General features: G+C 67.1%; 25 protein-coding genes. 12 read left to right on the top strand and 13 right to left on the bottom strand.

What is annotated here, in order from left to right; all coding sequences use genetic code 11:
* Nucleotides 1-25: 25 nt before the first annotated feature.
* The 3 genes from ABZV58_RS18805 (at nucleotide 26) to ABZV58_RS18795 (ending at nucleotide 2,717) form a co-directional block, all read left to right on the top strand.
* Nucleotides 26-610 (top strand): TetR/AcrR family transcriptional regulator, encoded by a 585-nt coding sequence (locus ABZV58_RS18805; protein WP_355001406.1) that lies wholly within the window; start codon nucleotides 26-28, stop codon nucleotides 608-610.
* 102 nt (nucleotides 611-712) lie between these two features.
* A complete protein-coding gene (locus ABZV58_RS18800) occupies nucleotides 713-1,927 on the top strand; it encodes an acyl-CoA dehydrogenase family protein (RefSeq protein ID WP_355001405.1) in 1,215 nt (404 codons plus the stop codon).
* Nucleotides 1,928-1,964: 37 nt separating this feature from the next.
* Nucleotides 1,965-2,717: an SDR family oxidoreductase gene (locus ABZV58_RS18795; RefSeq protein WP_355001404.1), complete on the top strand. Its 753-nt coding sequence runs from the start codon at nucleotides 1,965-1,967 to the stop codon at nucleotides 2,715-2,717.
* Nucleotides 2,718-2,980: 263 nt separating this feature from the next.
* Here ABZV58_RS18795 and ABZV58_RS18790 read toward each other — a convergent pair whose 3' ends face one another.
* Nucleotides 2,981-3,433, bottom strand: coding sequence for a hypothetical protein (locus ABZV58_RS18790; RefSeq protein WP_355001403.1), 453 nt, complete (start codon nucleotides 3,431-3,433; stop codon nucleotides 2,981-2,983).
* A gap of 196 nt (nucleotides 3,434-3,629) precedes the next feature.
* Nucleotides 3,630-4,235, bottom strand: a complete 606-nt coding sequence (locus tag ABZV58_RS18785) for a TetR/AcrR family transcriptional regulator (protein ID WP_355001402.1) — start codon at nucleotides 4,233-4,235, stop codon at nucleotides 3,630-3,632.
* 93 nt (nucleotides 4,236-4,328) lie between these two features.
* Between ABZV58_RS18785 and ABZV58_RS18780 the strand changes: the two genes are divergently transcribed.
* The gene (locus tag ABZV58_RS18780) at nucleotides 4,329-4,820 is read left to right on the top strand and encodes a hypothetical protein (protein ID WP_355001401.1); all 492 of its coding nucleotides are present in this window, start codon (nucleotides 4,329-4,331) and stop codon (nucleotides 4,818-4,820) included.
* A 46-nt stretch (nucleotides 4,821-4,866) separates the two neighbouring features.
* Here the strand turns inward: ABZV58_RS18780 and ABZV58_RS18775 are convergent, their stop codons facing one another.
* Nucleotides 4,867-5,427: a helix-turn-helix domain-containing protein gene (locus tag ABZV58_RS18775; RefSeq protein ID WP_355001400.1), complete on the bottom strand. Its 561-nt coding sequence runs from the start codon at nucleotides 5,425-5,427 to the stop codon at nucleotides 4,867-4,869.
* A gap of 120 nt (nucleotides 5,428-5,547) precedes the next feature.
* On the opposite strand from ABZV58_RS18775, the gene ABZV58_RS18770 reads away from it, so the two are divergent.
* From ABZV58_RS18770 to ABZV58_RS18750, 5 genes are all read left to right on the top strand, one after another.
* Complete coding sequence (locus ABZV58_RS18770) at nucleotides 5,548-6,060, top strand: SRPBCC family protein (protein ID WP_355001399.1); 513 nt, start codon at nucleotides 5,548-5,550, stop codon at nucleotides 6,058-6,060.
* A complete protein-coding gene (locus tag ABZV58_RS18765) occupies nucleotides 6,060-7,109 on the top strand; it encodes an LLM class flavin-dependent oxidoreductase (protein ID WP_355001398.1) in 1,050 nt (349 codons plus the stop codon). Before ABZV58_RS18770 ends, ABZV58_RS18765 begins: the two co-directional genes overlap by 1 nt.
* A gap of 24 nt (nucleotides 7,110-7,133) precedes the next feature.
* Entirely contained in the window at nucleotides 7,134-7,808 is a 675-nt protein-coding gene (locus ABZV58_RS18760; RefSeq protein ID WP_355001397.1) for a phytanoyl-CoA dioxygenase family protein, read from the top strand.
* An 81-nt stretch (nucleotides 7,809-7,889) separates the two neighbouring features.
* Nucleotides 7,890-8,342: a VOC family protein gene (locus ABZV58_RS18755; protein WP_355001396.1), complete on the top strand. Its 453-nt coding sequence runs from the start codon at nucleotides 7,890-7,892 to the stop codon at nucleotides 8,340-8,342.
* 128 nt (nucleotides 8,343-8,470) lie between these two features.
* A complete protein-coding gene (locus tag ABZV58_RS18750) occupies nucleotides 8,471-9,424 on the top strand; it encodes an alpha/beta hydrolase (protein ID WP_355001395.1) in 954 nt (317 codons plus the stop codon).
* Between the two features lie 13 nt (nucleotides 9,425-9,437).
* Here the strand turns inward: ABZV58_RS18750 and ABZV58_RS18745 are convergent, their stop codons facing one another.
* Genes ABZV58_RS18745 through ABZV58_RS18700 form a run of 10 tightly spaced genes read right to left on the bottom strand, consistent with a single transcriptional unit; the run spans nucleotide 9,438 to nucleotide 14,756 of the window.
* Entirely contained in the window at nucleotides 9,438-9,731 is a 294-nt protein-coding gene (locus tag ABZV58_RS18745; RefSeq protein ID WP_355001394.1) for a gas vesicle protein K, read from the bottom strand.
* Nucleotides 9,724-9,945, bottom strand: coding sequence for a gas vesicle protein (locus ABZV58_RS18740; RefSeq protein ID WP_355001393.1), 222 nt, complete (start codon nucleotides 9,943-9,945; stop codon nucleotides 9,724-9,726). The genes ABZV58_RS18745 and ABZV58_RS18740 overlap by 8 nt, the downstream gene beginning before the upstream one ends.
* Entirely contained in the window at nucleotides 9,942-10,727 is a 786-nt protein-coding gene (locus ABZV58_RS18735; protein ID WP_355001392.1) for a GvpL/GvpF family gas vesicle protein, read from the bottom strand. The genes ABZV58_RS18740 and ABZV58_RS18735 overlap by 4 nt, the downstream gene beginning before the upstream one ends.
* Nucleotides 10,720-11,115 carry a gas vesicle protein GvpJ gene (gene gvpJ, locus ABZV58_RS18730; RefSeq protein ID WP_355001391.1) on the bottom strand — a complete coding sequence of 132 codons (396 nt, stop codon included), beginning with the start codon at nucleotides 11,113-11,115 and terminating at the stop codon, nucleotides 10,720-10,722. Before gvpJ (ABZV58_RS18730) ends, ABZV58_RS18735 begins: the two co-directional genes overlap by 8 nt.
* Nucleotides 11,112-11,444, bottom strand: coding sequence for a gas vesicle protein GvpO (gene gvpO, locus ABZV58_RS18725; RefSeq protein ID WP_355001390.1), 333 nt, complete (start codon nucleotides 11,442-11,444; stop codon nucleotides 11,112-11,114). The genes gvpJ (ABZV58_RS18730) and gvpO overlap by 4 nt, the downstream gene beginning before the upstream one ends.
* Nucleotides 11,445-11,462: 18 nt before the next feature.
* On the bottom strand, nucleotides 11,463-11,699 hold the full coding sequence (locus tag ABZV58_RS18720; protein WP_355001389.1) for a gas vesicle protein GvpG: 237 nt from the start codon (nucleotides 11,697-11,699) through the stop codon (nucleotides 11,463-11,465).
* Between the two features lie 3 nt (nucleotides 11,700-11,702).
* Nucleotides 11,703-12,494, bottom strand: a complete 792-nt coding sequence (locus ABZV58_RS18715; protein ID WP_355001388.1) for a GvpL/GvpF family gas vesicle protein — start codon at nucleotides 12,492-12,494, stop codon at nucleotides 11,703-11,705.
* Nucleotides 12,494-12,892: a gas vesicle protein GvpJ gene (gene gvpJ, locus ABZV58_RS18710; protein ID WP_097244002.1), complete on the bottom strand. Its 399-nt coding sequence runs from the start codon at nucleotides 12,890-12,892 to the stop codon at nucleotides 12,494-12,496. Before gvpJ (ABZV58_RS18710) ends, ABZV58_RS18715 begins: the two co-directional genes overlap by 1 nt.
* Nucleotides 12,889-14,142, bottom strand: coding sequence for an SRPBCC family protein (locus tag ABZV58_RS18705; RefSeq protein ID WP_355001387.1), 1,254 nt, complete (start codon nucleotides 14,140-14,142; stop codon nucleotides 12,889-12,891). The genes gvpJ (ABZV58_RS18710) and ABZV58_RS18705 overlap by 4 nt, the downstream gene beginning before the upstream one ends.
* Before the next feature lie 5 nt (nucleotides 14,143-14,147).
* Nucleotides 14,148-14,756, bottom strand: a complete 609-nt coding sequence (locus ABZV58_RS18700; RefSeq protein WP_355001386.1) for a hypothetical protein — start codon at nucleotides 14,754-14,756, stop codon at nucleotides 14,148-14,150.
* A gap of 433 nt (nucleotides 14,757-15,189) precedes the next feature.
* Here ABZV58_RS18700 and ABZV58_RS18695 point away from each other — a divergent pair, with 433 nt between their 5' ends.
* From ABZV58_RS18695 to ABZV58_RS18685, 3 genes are all read left to right on the top strand, one after another.
* Nucleotides 15,190-15,984 carry a DJ-1/PfpI family protein gene (locus ABZV58_RS18695; protein WP_355001385.1) on the top strand — a complete coding sequence of 265 codons (795 nt, stop codon included), beginning with the start codon at nucleotides 15,190-15,192 and terminating at the stop codon, nucleotides 15,982-15,984.
* A 625-nt stretch (nucleotides 15,985-16,609) separates the two neighbouring features.
* Nucleotides 16,610-17,044, top strand: a complete 435-nt coding sequence (locus ABZV58_RS18690; RefSeq protein ID WP_355001384.1) for a T6SS immunity protein Tdi1 domain-containing protein — start codon at nucleotides 16,610-16,612, stop codon at nucleotides 17,042-17,044.
* Nucleotides 17,045-17,090: 46 nt separating this feature from the next.
* The gene (locus ABZV58_RS18685; protein WP_355001383.1) at nucleotides 17,091-17,462 is read left to right on the top strand and encodes a hypothetical protein; all 372 of its coding nucleotides are present in this window, start codon (nucleotides 17,091-17,093) and stop codon (nucleotides 17,460-17,462) included.
* Nucleotides 17,463-17,571 lie beyond the last annotated feature (109 nt).

The raw sequence follows: 17,571 nt of genomic DNA, 5'->3' as shown, positions 1-17,571 counted from the left end.
TGCACAACGGTGGTACCTTCGCCAGATGACCGCGTCCGGGAGCGCCCGCATCCGCTTGAGGAGCGAGGATCGTCGCCGACAGCTCATCGGCATCGGGCTGCGCCTGCTCGTCACCCGCCCGATCCACGAGCTCGCCATCGACGAGGTCGCCGCGGAGGCCGGCATCTCGCGCGGCTTGCTGTTCCACTACTTTCCGACCAAGCGCGACTACTACATCGCGGTAGTCCGGGCGGCGGGGGACCGGATGCTCGGTCAGACCGAAGTGCCCGAAGACGGAACGTCGCAAACGCGCGAGCACGCTGTCACCGATGGCTTCGTGAACTTCATCCGGCGTCGTCGCGCCAATTACGTGGCCTTGGTGCGCGCGGCCAGCGGCGGCGACGACCGAGTCATGGAAGTGTTCCAGGACGTTCGCGCGACCTTGACCGACCGCATCCTGCACGCGATGGGTCGTCCGGAGGCCGACGCGATGACGCGCCTCGCCGTCCGCGGCTGGCTCGCGATGGCCGAGGAGATGGCCGTGGAAGCCGACGACGACGTGGCCACCTCGGATCTGGTCGACTACCTCGTCGACGCCCTCGGCCGCCTGTTCGGCTCGCCCGCAGACTGACACCGCTGAATCCTGCATCGAGTCCTTCGAGGCGCGCCTTATTGAGCATTGCTTAGAAATGTTCTAATGTCGCCGTATCGGGGGAATCGACAAGGAGCCATCGTGGACTTCACACATTCAGCCGTCGCTCGTGACTACATCGACCGGGTACGCACGTTCATCGACAATGAGATCACGCCGCGCGAGGCGGACTATTTCGCCACGCTGCACGGTCTTTCGAACCGGTGGGTCGTCTCGCCCGTCGTCGAGGAACTCAAGGCCGCGGCGCGTGAGCAGGGGCTGTGGAACCTCTTCCTGCCCGACGACAAGTACGGGGCGGGCCTGTCGGTCGTGGAGTACGCGCCGCTGGCGGAGTTGATGGGTCGCTCGCTGCTGGCTCCCGAGGTGTTCAACTGCAACGCCCCCGACACCGGCAACGCCGAGGTGCTGGTGCACTACGGCAGCGACGCCCAGCGCGCGGAATGGTTGACACCGCTGCTGGAGGGCCGGATTCGTTCGGCGTTCTGCATGACCGAGCCGGACGCGGCATCCTCGGACGCGACGAACATGAGCGCGACCGCGATCGTGGACGGCGACAGCGTCGTCCTCAACGGCCGCAAGTGGTGGAGCACCGGAATCGGGCATCCGAACTGCCGATTCGTCATCTTCATGGGCCTGACCGATCCCGAAGCGCACCGCCACGCACGGCATTCGATGGTCTTGGTGCCGCTGGACACCGAGGGCGTTCGGGTGGAACGGATGCTGCCGGTGATGGGTTACTACGACGAGCCCTACGGCCACGGCGAAGTGTCGTTCACCAACGTCCGCCTGCCGCTGGACGCGATCATCGCCGGACCGGGCCGCGGCTTCGAGATCGCCCAGGGCCGCCTCGGACCGGGCCGGATCCACCACTGCATGCGCCTGATCGGCATGGCCGAGCGCGCGCTCGAGCTGGCCTGCGAACGGGCCAGCAGTCGCCACGGTTTCGGCAAACCGTTGATCAATCTCGGTGGCAACCGCGAACGCATCGCGCACGCGCGCATCGCGATCAACCAGGCGCGGCTGCAAGTCCTGCACACGGCGTGGCTGCTGGACACCGGGGGAGCCGCGGCGGCGATCAGCGAGCTGTCGCAGGTGAAGGCCTCGGTGCCGAGCATGGCCTACTCGGTGATCGATATGGCGATCCAGCTGCACGGCGCGGCGGGACTGTCCGACGACACCCCGCTGGCGGGGTTCCTCTCGGCGGCGCGGGCGCTGCGGCTGGCCGACGGCCCCGACGAAGTGCACCTCGGCGTCGTCGCCCGTGTCGAACTCGCCCGGTATCGGGACCGCGCGTGACCCGGCCGCACACATTCGAACCTCAGGAGGATCGTCGATGACCACCCGACAGCGCATTCTGATCACCGGCGCCAGCAGCGGCCTCGGCGAGGAGATGGCCCGCGGCTTCGCCGCGAAAGGACGCGACCTCGCGCTGTGCGCGCGCCGCGTCGAGCGGCTGCACCAGCTGCGCGACGAATTGCTCGCCGCGCACCCCGGCATTCGGGTCAGCGTGCGCGAACTCGACGTCAACGACCACGACGCGGTCTTCGAGGTGTTCCATGCCTTCCGCGACGACCTCGACGGCCTGGACCGGGTGATCGTCAACGCCGGGCTCGGCAAAGGCCAGCCGATCGGCACCGGCCGCTTCCACGCGAACCGGCAGACCGCCGAGACGAATTTCGTTGCGGCACTTGCCCAATGCGAGGCCGCAGTGGAGATCTTCCGCCGTCAGCGGTCCGGTCACCTCGTCGTCATCTCCTCGATCAGCGCGATGCGGGGCCTGCCGCGCAATCTCACCACCTATGCCGCGAGCAAGGCCGGTGTCGCGGCGCTGGCCGAGGGGATCCGCGCCGAACTGCTCGACACTCCGATCGCGGTCACCACGCTGTACCCGGGGTACATCGAGTCGGAGATGACCGCCGCCGCGGGCCGCACGCCGCTGATGGTGTCGACCAGAAAAGGCGTGCGGGCCATGGTCAAAGCCATCGAGGCCGAACGCGTCCAGGCCAAAGTCCCCGCCTGGCCGGGCTTGCCGCTGGCGGCCGCCATGCGGGTTCTGCCGCTGCGCGTCGTCGCCAAGGTCAGCTGATGGGCGATGAACACGGTGCGGTCCGCGCCCGTCGCCAGCCAAGCCACCTGCCCGGCATGCTCACCGCTGCCACCACAAGCAGACCCGCAACCCGGCGTTCCGTACGCTATGGCTCTCCGTGAACTACCTGCATCGGCGGTGCCGCAAGATCATTCAGCAGGCGCCTCGATAAGCAAACGCCACCACCGCGCAGTCGAAAGACCGCGCGGTGGTTCGTTTTCAGTGCTTTCCGGGAACTGAGGGTAGGCCTCCGAGGGAACCGCTCACATCCTCGCTCGATCGAGCAAGCGAGTGCCGAGGTCGGAATTCAGCAGGAAGCTGCCTGTCACGCCGCCGAGAAGCGCGGCGGTGTAGCCCTTGATCAAGAACAGTTCGGGCATGTCGATCGAACCCCAGTAGTTCAGGCCGACGTTGTGGTCCAGGCTCCAGCACAGCGTCTGGCACACGCTGTATGCCGCTGCCGCGGACAACGCGGTGACGAGGTAGGCGGCACGGGTGCCGGGGCGGAATCGGTGGCCGATCAGGTAGGTGATGCCGCCGACGGCCGCGCCCATGCCGATTCCGCACAAGCCGAGGGTCCAAACCAAACGCCATACGAGTGGGCCGTTATCGGGAAAGAGGATCAACCCGATGATCAAGAACAACAGTTCCCCTTGGAAACCCAGGGAAATGAAGACCTTGATCGTCCGGAGAGCTCGGCGTTCACCCTCGGACATCGACGGTCCTGCGGTCGTGGCGAAATTCGGCATCGTGGCCATTGAGTACTCCTGAATCTGCACCGGTGCGGGCCGGTGGTGTGACGACGCCGAGTGGGTCGCTGGGATGGCCGGTCGAGCGGTGGTCGACGGCTGGTGCAGAGTATGTCACATACCATAATGCATAGACCAGAGGGAGCGAGCGGAAGATCCTCGGCTAAGACCGCTCGGTCGATGTCGAGCGGCGTGCGCGGGAGAGGAAGCGCTGACTGTCGATCAGGAGTTCCAGCTGGTGCGCGACGTCGTCGAGCGGCTGCGGGCCGCGCCGTGACCGGCACAGCACCACAGCGCCTTCGACCGAGGCGATCGCCATGGTCGCCAGCTGCCCGGCATCGTCCTCGGCCAGACCCTCGCCGAGGAACGCCCGATGCAGTGCGTCCCACCAGCGTTGGAAGATTCCGGCCGTGCTGTCGAACAGTTCGGGCGCCTCGTCGTTGGAGCCGACGGCCACCGCGACCACCGGGCAGCCCGCGGTGAAATCGCTGTCGAGCAGCATCTGCCGCCAGAATCGCACGAACTCGTGCAGGATCGCGGTGGATCCCTCCGCGGCCGCCCCCTCGATGATGGCGCCGATCGCGTCCCCGGCGAATTCCAGGGCCTCGGTGATCAATTGCGCTCGGCCACCGGGGAAGTGGTGATACACCGAGCCACGCGGCGAGCCGCTGCGGGCCAGGATCGCGTCGATCGTCACGCCGCCGACCCCGCGCTCGCGCAGCACTTCCACCGCACTGTGGATCATCGCCGCCCTGGTGTTCTTGGGCACGGCCCCTCCTTCGACGTCACGCGCGGGCCGAGTAGGCCCCGCAGTTTTATACACTATTGCATAATTCATAGAAGCCGTGTTTCACTGAGCCCGATGGAGGAATCGAGTTCCAACACCCTCGGCGTCTGCGTCCGGCTCACGGTCATCGGCGCGTGCTTCGATCTGCTCGCCTGGCACGCGGACCTGCTTGCCATGGCCGAGGATCCGGCCCGCAAGACGCTGATGGCGACCTGGTTCGTCCTCGGATGGGGTTTCGCTCCCGGTGTCCTGACCTGGCTGGTCATCCAGCGGGGGTCGCGACATCTTCCGGCCGGGCCCGCCGCGGGCGTGATCGCGGCCGCCGGTCTGTCCGTCACCGTCGCCGTGTGCTATCCGATGTATCTGTACATCGCCGATCCCGCGTTCATGGCCGCGGCGATGGGCACGAGCCCCGGCGCGGCGGCGCATGCCGGGCACCACAGCGCCGGGCCGGTGGTGAGCTTCGAGGTGTTGCTCGTTCCGACGTTGATCGTCGTCGGCTTCGCGATCGCGAACGCGATCGGTCCCGCAAGCTCCGGGCGCAGCGCGCATGGCTCGCCTCGATAGTCCGCCGAAGCGGACAGGCGTCCCAAGGCGAGACCGGCGGAGCGCGTTATGGAGTCGTGGCGTTCTCGGTTCGCGCGGAGTTGTCGTGCGGCCGGGCGTCGCCGGATTCGTCGAGGTGGAATCTCCGCCGCACATCCGGGCGGGTGAGCAGTTTGGCGGGGTAGCCGGGGCCCGGGCGCGGGACGACGTCGTCGACATCGATCGGTTCTCGGCAGTGTCCGCACACCACCTCGGCCGTACTGTCGTGTCCGCAGGGCTCGTGGTGAAAGACCAGCGGCGGTCCGTCGCTGTCGGCGAGCCACCGATCGCCCCATCGGGTCATCGCGGCGACGATGGTGTAGAAGTCGCGCCCGGATTCGGTCAGCACGTACTCGCATCGGGGCGGCTGCGTTTCGTACAGGACCTTGTCGAGCAATCCGGCCTCGACAAGTCGGCGCAGCCGCTCGGACAGCGTGTTCCTGGCGATGCCGAGTTCCTGCTGGAACTCGTCGAATCGACGGAATCCGTAGAACGCTTCGCGCATGACCATCGGGGTCCACCAGTCGCCGAGCAGGTCGATGGTGCGCGCGAACGAGCAGGGCCAGTGTGCGAACGAGGTACGCCTCATTCGACCATGCTAGCGGATCTATTTATGAGACTCAGCAGCTAGAACAATTCTTTTGCATTTGCGCAGTGGGTCTATCTACGCAACTATGGAGGCAGAGGGGCTAGCGGGAAGGGTTCGGAAATGGAGTGGACCGGACAGGTCTATGCGGACGTGCCGGTGGTCGCCGCGGAGGTCTACATCGAGGCGGACGCGAACGCGGTATGGGAGCTGATCAGCGATATTCACCTGATGCCGCAGCTCAGCGCCGAGGTGCAGGACGTGTCCTGGCTGGACGAGGCCACCGGTCCCGGCGTCGGGCGCCGGTTCGTCGGCCGGAATGCCCATCCATCCCTGGGCGAATGGGAGACGGTCAGCACCGTGGTGGAGTTCGACGGACCACGTCGATTCGCTTGGGCGATAGGCGATCCCGCCCATCCGTCGTCGGTGTGGCGGTTCGCGCTCGAGCCCACCGGTTCGGGGACGACACTGCGCCAGGAAGCGCAGATGGGACCGGCGCCGTCCGGACTCAGCCTCGCGATCGAGGCGATGCCCGACAAGGAACAGAAGATCGTTTTCGTGCGGCTGCGCGAATTCGAGAGCGGTATCCGAACCAACCTCGCCGCCATCAAGCGGCTCGCCGAACAGGAGAAGTGATGCGCACCGCGACGACCGTGGAAGGTACCGGCGGCGATTGGCGCACGATCACCGAGTTCGTCGTCGAAGCCGAGAAGCTCGGGCTCGACATGTGCTGGGTGGCCGAGGCGTGGGGGAGCGACGCGCCGTCGCCGCTGGGTTATCTGGCCGCGCGCACGGAACGAATCCTGTTGGGTTCGGGCGTCATTCAGCTCGGAACCCGATCGCCGGTCACGATCGCCCAGACCGCGATGACCTTGGCGCAGCTGTCCGGTGGCCGGTTCCTGCTCGGCTTGGGCGCCTCGGGTCCACAGGTCATCGAGGGGCTGCACGGCGTACCGTTCGCCCACCCGCTGCGGCGCATGCGCGAGACCGTCGAGATCGTCCGCCAGGTGTTCACCGGCGACAAGATCGCTTATCGCGGAAGGGAATTCGCGATTCCGCTGCCCGATGGACAGGGCAAGCCGATGCGGGTTTCCCTGGAGCCGGTGTCGGTGCCGATCTACCTCGCGACGCTGTCGCCGAAGATGCTGGAACTGACCGGTGAGATCGCCGACGGCTGGCTGGGTACCAGCTTCGTCCCGGAAGGCGCCGACGAGGCGTACTTCTCCCATCTGGACAAAGGCCTGAGCCGCTTCGGTCGCACCCGCGCCGATCTGGACATCTGCCAAGGCGCGGAAGTGAACATCGTCGCCGACGAGGCGGACCTGCCGGAAGTGCTCGCCAGTCGCAAGCTGGAGCTGGCGTTCTCGCTGAGCGCGATGGGCACCAGCACGACCAACTTCTACAACAACGCCTACAGCAGGCAGGGCTGGTCGGATATCGCCGCCGAGGTGAACGAGCGCTGGCACGCGGGCGACCGCGCCGGTGCGGCGGCGCTGATCAGCGACGACATGGTGCTGGCCACCACCCTCATCGGAACGTGCGACATGGTGCGCGACCGGTTGCGGGTCTGGCAGGAAGCCGGTGTCGACACCGTCCGCCTCTATCCCGCGGGGGACACCCTCGCCGCTCGCCTGGACAACCTCGGCCAAGCCCTCGACATCATCCGCGCCTTACCGTCTCGCTGAGCAGCCCCAGCCGCTCGGAATCAATTGGCGGATCTGGCCGAGGAACTGCTGGGCAGCAACGACTTACGCCTCTACACGGCCGAGGCGTGGGCGAAGTACACCGGTGCGGCGGACTACGACCAGCATCTACACCGCGACTACCTCAACCACACCCTGCTGGTGCCGAGCAGCGCCCCGGCCTTCAAGCAGGTCGAGATGTTCGTCTTTCTCGACGACGTCCCCGAGGATCTGGGCCCTCCCCATCTCGTATCGCGAACTCACACAAGGGATATCGCCGCCACACCGAACTGGTTTCCGGATGGGGAGTCCGGACAAGACCCGGCCGCGAGGTTCCGCGGGCCGGGCCGACCGGACCTGTACGAACGTGAGGTCTCCGCCGCCGGTCCCGCCGGCACGGTGGTGGCGTTCGAGTTGGGCACCTTTCACCGCGGTACCGGCATGGCACGGCCGGGCGGCGCGCGTTTCTCGATGCATCTGGGCTACCGCCGCGCCGACAACGAGTGGGGCCAGCGCTACGGATGGGCGCTGCGCAGCCACGAACCCGCCTGGTATCGGTTCGTCGAACGCGCCAGCCCGCGTCAGCTACAGCTCTTCGGATTCCCGCCGCCCGGCCATGCCTTCTGGACCGACGAAACTCTGGCGGGCATGGCGTTGCGCTACCCCGACCTCGACCTGTCACCTTGGCGCTACCGACCGTGACCGGAGTCGGGTTCGGCTTCGATGTGTCGGTGCGGGCCTGGCGCCGCGTTTCTGTCGTACCGGCGGTGTAGTTTCCGGCGCGTGGCATTGAACTGGAAGCTCGTCATCGACAGCAAGAACGCGCCCGCCCTCGCGGACTTCTGGGCCGCGGCCCTGGAGTACGAGGTGGAAGACCCCAGCGCTCTCATCGAGCAGCTGCTCGCCGCGGGCCATCTCGGCGAGGAGGCGATTCTGGAGCACGGAGGCCGCAAGATCTTTCGCGGCTACGCCGGAATCCGGCATCCCGACGATCCGTTCGATCCGCTCAGTGGCGTCGGGCGCGGCAGGCGGCTGCTCTTCCAGGACGTACCCGAGGACAAGTCCGGCAAGAACCGCCTGCACATCGACGTGCACAGCGAGCCGGGCGATCTCGAGGGTCTCGTGGCACGGCTGGAAGGGCTCGGCGCGACTCGCGTCCGCGAGTTCGACAACGGACCCGCCGGGCACTGGTGGGTCATGCGAGACCCCGAAGGCAACGAGTTCTGCGCCGCGTAGATCCGGTTCCACCAAGGTGGTGATCCGTTCACCCCTTGGGGAAGCGACTTCAGCTCTCGGGGCACTGACTACGGCGGACGATCCGGCGGACAGTGGGACACGTAACCACCAGCGAACCGGAGCCTCCGATGTCGATCACCAGCACAGCCGCCACCTCGGCGGGTCGGCGTGCCACGGTCTCGACCCGAGACGGTGTGGAACTCGCCCTTCGTGAATACGGACCGCAAGACGCGGAGCTCACGGTCGTACTCCTGCACGGACACTGCCTGCGCACCGCGTCTTGGGCCTACGTCCGCGACGCGCTGATGCGCAAGTATCCGGGCGGTCGGCTCGTCTGCTACGACCACCGCGGCCACGGCGACTCCGCCGTCGCGTCCCGTCAGACCTACAACCTCGAGCAGCTCGGCCACGACCTGCGCGACGTGCTCGACGTCGTCGCCCCCATCGGGCCGGTCGTGCTGGTCGGCCACTCCATGGGTGGCATGACCGCGCTGACCTATGCCAGCTTGTACCCGCACGAAATCGGCACTCGCGTCGTCGGCGTCGCGCTCATCGCGACCGCCGCGAACGGGCTCGCCGACGCGGGCTTCGGCCGTCTCCTGCGCAACCCGGTCATTTCCTTGTTCCAGGCCGCCGTCCGGCGCGCGCCGAGCATGATGCACCACGCGAAGCTGTTGGCCTGCAAGGTCTTCGCCCCCCTCATCCGCACCGCCGAGTTCGGCGATCGCAAGGTCAGCTCACGGGTGCTGACGCTCGCCAACGCGATGCACAACAAGACTTCGATCGTGACGATGGCGAGCTTCCTGAGCGCCTTCATGGTCTACGACCAGACCGACGCGCTCGCCGTCCTCTCGAAGATCCCGACGCTGGTGCTGTGCGGCTCGGCCGACCTGATGACGCCGCCCTCGCACTCCGTCGCGATGGCCGCCACCATCGAGTACTCGGACCTGGTGATGGTCGAGGGCGCTGGCCACTCCGTGATCCTCGAGCAACCACGCCACGTCGCCGACGCCCTCGCCCGCCTGCTGGAGCGAGCGGGCGGCACCCCTGTGGCCGATGATCCCGACCTCCTCGCCGCATAGTCCGCACGGACTGTCACCTTTCGGGCAGAAGCGTCCCTAGTGGGCCGAGGTCGATGTTCAGGTCCTCGGGTGTGAGACCGAAGTGCTCGCGCAATTCGTCCATGCGCTGCTCGAGCAGCATGAGGGTGGTGCCGATGCGTTCGATCTGCGCCTCGCTGAGGTCGCCGTCGTCCACGCGGCGCAGTGCCTGGCGCTCCATCAGCTGTCGCAGCAGCTCCACCAAGGTGAGTACGAGCGTGACGAGTCCGCGTTCGACGGATTCGGGATCGGCGTCGATACGCGGTGACAGGCCGTCGAATTCAGTCATCCGGGGCCGGTTCCAGTGCGCTGCGCGCCGCCGGCGCGAGCGGGTTGGCGGAGATGGTGCTGACCGAGGAGATCAGGGCGCGCAGCGAGATCTGGACCATGTCGACGTCCGCGATGGAGAGCCTGATGTCGCCGGTGACGACGACGCCGCCCGCGAGCACCCGATCCAGCAGATCGATGAGCGCGACGCGTCGCTCGCTGTCGGTGCGCGTCATCGCGCCTCCCGTTCCGCACCGGCGAACGAGTACGGCGGCCAGGGACCGGTGAGCTCGAGCCGGATGCCGGGGAACTGCTTCCCGAGATCCTCGACCACCGCGGCGAATTCGTCGGCGCGGTCGTCGTCGACGAGGTAGGTGCCGTTGAGCACCATCCAGTCCCGGCGGCCGTTCAGCACGGGATCGGTCAGCGGCTGACGCCGACCCGCCGCGGCCTGCCGGACGAGGCGCTCGTGGATCTGGTCGGCGCGCTCGGCCGCGTCGCGTTCGACGGTCTCCCGCGCGGACAACTGCGCGCGCCGCCGCAGCAGATAAGCCGTGCCCGCGCCGCCTCTTTCGGTCCGGGCCAGATCGGCCTCGGCCACCGCGGCGGTGAGCGCCGCCCGGTCGCCGTAGGCTTTGACGCCCCACTCGGTCCGCCCCTGGATCAGGGCAAGCGCCGATTCGAAGGCCGCGCGGCGTTCGTCGAGCATGCCGCGCACCCGGTCGTCGTCGAGGAAGACGACGGCCAAGCGCAACGGCACGGCCGCGCCTCGTCGCGCCAGTGCGGAGACCACGGCGTCGTGGGCCCGAGCCGTCGCCTCCAGCCACGTCAGATCCTCCAGATTCCGGCGCAGCGGCTCGTCGCCGAAGACCGCGAGCGGCACCGACCCCACGACTGCCGCGAGATCGCCGGAGACCACCGTGCGCACCGCCTCCCCGGCCACGCCGGTCAGGTCGCCCAGGTCTGCCCCGAGGTCCGCGGTCACCGCGTACAGCCAGACTCCGTCGGCGTCAGTCACGGTCTCGCTCTTCCTCCGGTTCGCGTGCGCGCTCGATGGGCTTGCGGCCGAGATCCTTTCGCGACTCCAGTTCGGCGATCCGATCGCGCAGCTTCTGGTTCTCGAGTTCGAGATCGTGATCCTGCCGCTCGAGGGACCGTGCCTTGCTGTTGAGCCACGGATCGGTCTCCCACCAGTCGATGCCCACCGCCTTCGCGGTCTCCAGCGACGCGACCACCAGCCGCAGCTTGATCGTGAGGAGCTCGATGTCGAGCAGATTGACCTGAATGTCGCCCGCGATGACCAAGCCTTTGTCGAGGACCCGCTCGAGGATGTCGCCGAGGTTCGTCGACCGGTGGCCGCCGCCGTACGGCTCCGGCATCGATGATCCGCTGTTCACGACGGTCATGACGAACCTCGGACACCGATGTCGGTACTACCGCGGCTGTAACGCCGGGTTCTGCGGTAGGCCACCAGGTTCCCGTCCAGGTCGAGTTCCACCTCGTAGAGCGCGAGCATGTCCGACGACGAGGGGATGCGACGGTCCTCGAGCACCTCGATCTCGACCAGCCAGCCCTCCTCGATAGGCTCGGCCGAGGTTGCCCCCTCGGCCTGCTTCGAAGTCAGCTCGGCCAGCTCCGCGATCGCCGCCGCGGCCGCCTGTGCGGCGGTCCGGCACTGCGATCGATCCGATCGGCCGCCGTCCTCGGTCTCGTCGTCGGCTCTCCGGGCGCTCACTCGGATCACTCCCTCCGGTCAGGCGGTGCCGCGCGGGCGCATCATCCGGTCGAGGACCGCCTGCTGGGCCTGCGCGTGCTCTTCCTCGGACAGTTGACCGGCCGCCCTGGCCTCGTCGATCGCCTCGAGCTCACGCCGGATGGTCGCCGGATCGTTCAGCTGCCGTTCGACTTCGTCCTGGATGACCTGACCGAGCCAGATCACGCCGCGGACCGGAGCGAGCGGCAACGTGACGATCGCCGAAATCAAACCCACCGATCAGCCCTCCGGTGCGCGCTTCATCACGAAGTCGTAGGCCGCCATCGGACCGAGCAGCGACAAGGTCACGCGGTCCTCCCACTCGTCGGCGAGCCGAGCCAGCGCATCCTCCAAGTCGCCCTGCCTGGCCAGCTCCACAAGGATCGCGACGTGCACCGCGTCCTGCTCGTTGGTCGGGGGCCGCTCGTTGACGAGGGGGTCCAGCTCGTCGAGCGCGTCGAGCACTCGACGGGTGTCCTGGGCTCGTTTCGCTTCGATGCCCTGGTTGATGATCTCGCCGAGTGCCATCCTGGCGTCCCGCGTGGCATCCGCTTCCTTGTCACGGATCGCGTCGCGCAATCGAGCCGCCTCGGCGTTCTCGGCGAGCAGTTCCCGCAGGATCGTCTTCTCGACGTAGCGACCTTTGACCACGAACTGCGCGCGACCTTCCAATTCCTCCAGCGCCGCGCGGAATTCGTCCTGATGGGCCTCGAGCAACTCCTTCTCCACCGCTTCGGCGGTGGACATGACGGCGCCGAACCGCAGCGGCAGCACCGGTGTCACGGCGGCCGAGCCGTCCAGCAGCTCCGCGTGCGCGGTCATGTCGGCCGGAGTACCGAGCGGGCGGTCGGTCGAGATCTCGCTGACCAGCGCGCCGATGTCTCCATGTCGCACCACGGTGACGCCGTGATCGCCGACTCCCGAGGCCTGCTCTTCCGGTTCCACATCCGCGGGCACGATTCCGTAGACGTACACCGCGGTACTCCCAGCGCTTTCCTTCTCTCGCGCTTCGGTCGCTTGTTCGGTGGACATCAATCCTCCCTACGTTTCGTCGACCGGCTTTGCTTCTCGCGCCTCGCCTCGACGTCGTCCATGAAGTTCAGGACTTTCTCGCCGGCGGCCTCGAGCGCGCCCTGGGTCTTGTGCTTGGCACCGCCGCTGGCGACCTCCCCGACCAGATCCGGCAGACCCTTCGGTTCGGTGTCGGAGATTTCCAGTCGATTGACGGCCTCGGCGAATCGCAGATAAGTGTCGACGCTGGCCACCACGACTCTGGCGTCGATGGTCACCAGTTCGATACCGACCAGCGACACGCGCACGAACGCGTCGATGACCAGACCTTTGTCCAGAATCGTGTCGATGACGTCGGCCAAGCCCGAAGAATTCGGGCGGGCAGCGACACCTCCGCCACCCGCGGGTTCGATGGTCATGCTTCTTGCCTCCTGCGCGCGGTCGCTCGGCGTTCCGTGGTGCCGCGCCTGCTCCCTGATGTGGTGCGACGACTCGTCGAGGTGGCGCGCCGGCGCGCCGCGGGCCGACGGGCGGGCCGCTCGTCTTCCTCGGCCTCCTCGCCTTCGTCGGCCTCGTCGCGTTCTTCGTCTTCGTCCTCGTCGGGTTCTTCTTCCTCGGCCTCGTCGCGTTCGCCCTCGTCCTCGTCAGGTTCTTCGTCTTCGTCGGGTTCTTCGTCCTCGTCCGTCTCCTCTTCCTCGGCTTCGTCGTATTCCTCACCGTCGCCGGCCTCGTCGCGTTCCTCGTCCTCGCCTTCTTCCTCCTCACGACGGGCGGTCTCGTCGTCCTTGACCACCTTCTTGTCACGGATCTCGCCGTGCCAGCCCACGATGTCGTCTGGGTGCAGCACGCTCTCGGTCATGACGTGACGCTGGAAGTGCTTGAGTTCCAAACGAACCCGGCGTCCGGCCGCACGCCAGAGGTTGGCGGTCTTCTCGAAGAGCCCGGCGGGGTGGTACTCGAGCACCACGATGATCCGCGTCAGATCGGGGGTGAGTTCGTGGAAGGTCACCGCGCCGTCGATATAGCCTTTGTGGCCCTTCGACCGCCACACGATCCGCTCGAACGGCACCTGTTCGACGATGGTGGAATTCCAGGTCCGCTTGGACCAGAAGACCTTGCCGGACCATTCGAGCTTCTCGTCGGAGACCTGCTCGACTTGCTGGACCTTCTTCATGAACTTCGGGAAGTCCGCGAACTGGGTCCACTGGTCGTAGGCGAGGTCGATCGGGACACCGACATCGATGTGCTCGACGATATTGGTCAGCTTGAGCTTCTTGCCGCCGCTGCCCTTGCCTTTACCACCGGTCAGGGATTCCTTCACGTCTTGGAACTTCTCGGTGGCGGAGCTCTTGAGCTTGTCCATACCCGCGCTCATCGCCGCGGACATCGGTGATTTGCCTTCGGCGAGCTTCTCGACCCCGGTCAACGCCGACAGCAGGTTGCCGCCGCCGCCCTCGGCCACTTGGGTGAGGCGATCAGCTGTCCCGGCTACCCGGCCGGCGACACTCGTGAGCGCACGCTCGGCGATGGTTCCCGTGAGGTTCCGCAGTGAGTCCTGCAGCTGCTGCTGCGGTGTTGCGGAACCGGCCGTCTTCTTGGCCCGGCTCGCGGCTCCGGTCGCGGTCTCACCGAGCTTGCGGGTGACGTCTTCGAGAGATTTCGCAGCCATCGCCGTCACCTCCTGGTGCGTCGCACCGGCGCGCTGTCGGCGGTGTCGGCTCGGGCTCGACGCTGTCGGGAGCCCGTCGGCTTACGCTCCCCGGAGCCGGACGATTTGGCCGGTGTCCGCTTGGAACTGGTCGCCGCGGCCCGACGGCGGGTGGGCGTGCGTGAGCGGGTGGATGAAGACTTCTTGCCTTTCTCGGACTCGGCGTCCTCCTGGTCTTCGTCCTCGCCCTCTCGGTCTTCGTCGGATTCGTAGTCTTCTTCGGCATAGTCGTCCGCGTCTTCGGGCCGCTCCTCCTGGCCGGTGTCTTCGTCTGCCTCGGAGGTCTCGCCGCCGCCCTGGAGGCGGGCGTTCAACGCATCGATACGGTTGCTCGCGGCGCTGACCGCCGCGGCCCGCGCGGCGTCCATCAGCTCACCGCGAATCGTGTCGGTGATCTTGGTCAGTTCCTTCGACGACCCGAGCACCGACGCCCCGCGTTGCAGCAGGGCCTGCGGGCCCCCCGCCTGCCTGCTCAATCCCGCGCCCGCGAGCATCAACGCCAGTCGCATTTTGCGCGTGCGTCCCAGCACGTATCCGATCCCCACCCCCGCCGCCAGCCTCGCTCCACCCTTCATGGTCACTCCTGGTTTGCCATCCGCTCTATATCAGCGCGTGTGCGAAACGGAGCCCGGTTGCAGCCTCACTCGTTCAGAGGTGGGCCGGATCACATCACGCCCCTAGTCTTCGACGCTACGCCGAATATGAGGCGGTTGTAACCGCGTTCTTCCTGCGAAAAGCCGGAGCGGTCCGATATGTGAAACGCACGAGCGCGCACAACGGGTGATCGGACCTCGACGCGGGTGCGAGATCGAACGATCGAAGGCCTGGATGAGCTGTGAGATAGCCAGATGGTCCGTTCGGCTGCGGTACGGCGGGCATGCCGTGGCAAAAGAGTTGCGAACGAGCGGAATTCACCGCCGGTTTCGTGCGAAGTCGCGCGGGTACGCGACGGCTGTGACCGCTTCGAATTCGCCTGCCGCCAGCCGGAGTGCTGGTGCGCTCCGCACCGTGTTGGTCGTGGTGTCCGCCGCCGATCGCATCCCTTTGCGCGAGGGCGGCAGTGAACCGACCGGCACCTATCTCGGTGAACTCGTCGAGCCGACCGATGCCATGCTCGCCGCTGGCTTCCGGCTGTCGTTCGCGACACCGGGCGGCAAGATCCCGACGATCGACGGCACCTCGTGCAGCCTGATGTACTTCGGCATGTCCCGCCGCGCCCGCGACGCGGCGCTGACCAGCTACACCCGCCTGCTCGAGCTCGGCCTCGCCGAGCCCGCCGACCTCGCCGACCTGGCCGCTTCGCCGCGCGACCTCGCCGGTTTCGACGCGGTGTTCGTCCCCGGCGGCCACGCGCCGCTGGTCGACCTGCTGTACCGCGACGCGTTCACCGACGATTCGCGCAACGAGGACTTCAGTGCGCTGCTTCGGTACTTCCACGACCACGACCGGCCGACCGCGCTGATCTGCCACGCACCTGCCGCGCTCGCCGCGGCCCCGAAGGTGGATGGGCGCTGGATCTACGACGGCTACCGGATGACGTGCTTCAAGACCGTCGTGGACACCATGCTCAGCGTCGTCCCGGTGGCGCGCCGGTTCCGCGGTCACCTCGCTGTCGATCCGACCGAGCTGCTGCGCGAGTGCGGCGCGCGCGTCGAGCAGACGCGGCTGCCGATGGGCAGCAAGATCGTCGACGACCGCGAGCTGTTGACCGGGCAGGATCCCTACTCCGCCAAGGCACTCGGCGCCGCCTTCGTCGCGAAGGTTCGGGCAAGCGCACCGCTTGCCGGTGTCACACGGGAATGATGTGGGCTTGCCGGGCACGCTGTCATGATCAATTTCTGCAAGCCCGCACTGGCGAAACCTCTTTCGCGCACTCCCAGCCGCGTGCTCGCGGTACGCGACGAAAACACCGCCCCGAGAAAGGAAACAAAGAATAACGTTTCAATCACGGAGCCTTCGGGTACTACAACGATATGACTTCACGGAACGACCGAGCTCGCCGAATAATCGGCATCGAGCGCGGTACGGCCGTGCTGTGCGCTCTCATCGCCACGGCCCTGGCCTGCGGCGTTGCGATTTTGACCGGTTCACTGACCTGGGCGCTCGCCGCGGGCGCTTCGATCTGCGCGGGAATGGCGGTGAGCCTGCCGACGATAACTCGACAAGCACCGCCACCGCAGACAATTCGCGATTTTTGATCGCAATCGACATATCGCCGTCATCAATTCGCAAAACATCCGCGCGATCGTGTTCGCGCCGAACGACTGTCAGCCGTGCGATCCCCGCCGAAATCGATGCCGCGACCGGGGCGTCGTCCGGCAGGTCGAGCAGCCCGCGACATCGGTGGTCATCGAGCTACGACTCGCCGAGGCGCGACGAACCGCGCGGCGTGGAGACAGCGGGCGGTCTCGGCTGATTGGATCGGTGCGTGACAGTCGAGGGTTTTCAGTTGATCGGGCAGCGGCCGGTGGTCGAGGCGATGCCGGCGTGGGCGCCGCATTTTCCGCAGTTCGATCTCGTTTTCGGGTATTCGGATCTCGGGCACACGTTCCTGGTGAACAGCCAGTCGGGGGAGTGCGCGGTGTTGCATCCCTATCGGGCCGCCGCGAAGGGTTACGGCGCGTTCGCCGATCCCGCCGAGTTCGCGGATCGGGTGCTGCGCGAGCAAGGGTTCGCCGATTACGTGCTGCGCACCGAGCATGTGGCGCGGATTCGCGACCTGCTCGGGCCGCTCGCGCCGGAGCAGGTCTACATCGCGACGCCCTATCCGTTCCTGGGCGGCAGCGAGGCGCCCGAGACCTACGACACCGGCGAGTTGTGGACGTTTCTCGAGCTCGTCGCGCAAGCTCAGCAACTTCAGTAGCGGGGGGCATTCCGACCGGTCCGTAGACATGTCATGATGGGAACATGTGTTCGAATTGCAGCGCGGCCGGGTCGGGTGGTCGACGGTGAGCGAGGACGGCTGGTCGGCGGTCCGGCGACTGCCGCGACCACGTCCCGTGCTGGTCGATCCGAAGCGGATCTGGCTGCTGCCGAACCGGCCGGGACCGCAGCGTCCGTCGCTGGGCGTCGCGTCCAACAGCCTGGACCCGAGGTTCCAAGAACCGTGGGTCCAGGCGACCCAGTACGGCTGGGTCCGGCTGCACCTGGGGCACTACGTCGCCTGGTATGCCGAGGTCGCGGTCGACTACCGCACCCGCAACAAGCTCACCGAGACGACCCTGCGGCACTGGGTGCCCTGGGATGCGGTCCGGTTGCCATCGCCCGACAAGAAGCGGTGATGGCAACCGCGACGAGGCCGGGCTACGTCCCAGCATCCGCCCCGCGGTCCGGTCGGGTGGGTCGGTCCGCGAACACACACCGATCTCGGCTTCACCCCCGACTGGAACG

This window comes from Nocardia sp. NPDC004654 (assembly GCF_040609595.1).
Lineage (GTDB): Bacteria > Actinomycetota > Actinomycetes > Mycobacteriales > Mycobacteriaceae > Nocardia.
The sequence above is the reverse complement of the archived record's forward strand: the minus strand, read 5'-3'. Positions and strand labels throughout refer to the sequence as shown.

Coding starts and splice junctions, on each gene's coding strand:
- ABZV58_RS18770 (WP_355001399.1), top strand. CDS start 5,548: ATGGAGTGGACCGGACAGGTCTATGCGGACGTGCCGGTGGTCGCCGCG.
- ABZV58_RS18745 (WP_355001394.1), bottom strand. CDS start 9,731: ATGACTGAATTCGACGGCCTGTCACCGCGTATCGACGCCGATCCCGAA.
- ABZV58_RS18795 (WP_355001404.1), top strand. CDS start 1,965: ATGACCACCCGACAGCGCATTCTGATCACCGGCGCCAGCAGCGGCCTC.
- ABZV58_RS18705 (WP_355001387.1), bottom strand. CDS start 14,142: ATGGCTGCGAAATCTCTCGAAGACGTCACCCGCAAGCTCGGTGAGACC.
- ABZV58_RS18780 (WP_355001401.1), top strand. CDS start 4,329: ATGGAGGAATCGAGTTCCAACACCCTCGGCGTCTGCGTCCGGCTCACG.
- gvpJ (WP_355001391.1), bottom strand. CDS start 11,115: ATGACCGTCGTGAACAGCGGATCATCGATGCCGGAGCCGTACGGCGGC.
- ABZV58_RS18740 (WP_355001393.1), bottom strand. CDS start 9,945: ATGACGCGCACCGACAGCGAGCGACGCGTCGCGCTCATCGATCTGCTG.
- ABZV58_RS18715 (WP_355001388.1), bottom strand. CDS start 12,494: ATGTCCACCGAACAAGCGACCGAAGCGCGAGAGAAGGAAAGCGCTGGG.
- ABZV58_RS18750 (WP_355001395.1), top strand. CDS start 8,471: ATGTCGATCACCAGCACAGCCGCCACCTCGGCGGGTCGGCGTGCCACG.
- ABZV58_RS18765 (WP_355001398.1), top strand. CDS start 6,060: ATGCGCACCGCGACGACCGTGGAAGGTACCGGCGGCGATTGGCGCACG.
- ABZV58_RS18805 (WP_355001406.1), top strand. CDS start 26: ATGACCGCGTCCGGGAGCGCCCGCATCCGCTTGAGGAGCGAGGATCGT.
- ABZV58_RS18790 (WP_355001403.1), bottom strand. CDS start 3,433: ATGTCCGAGGGTGAACGCCGAGCTCTCCGGACGATCAAGGTCTTCATT.
- gvpJ (WP_097244002.1), bottom strand. CDS start 12,892: ATGACCATCGAACCCGCGGGTGGCGGAGGTGTCGCTGCCCGCCCGAAT.
- ABZV58_RS18700 (WP_355001386.1), bottom strand. CDS start 14,756: ATGAAGGGTGGAGCGAGGCTGGCGGCGGGGGTGGGGATCGGATACGTG.
- ABZV58_RS18775 (WP_355001400.1), bottom strand. CDS start 5,427: ATGAGGCGTACCTCGTTCGCACACTGGCCCTGCTCGTTCGCGCGCACC.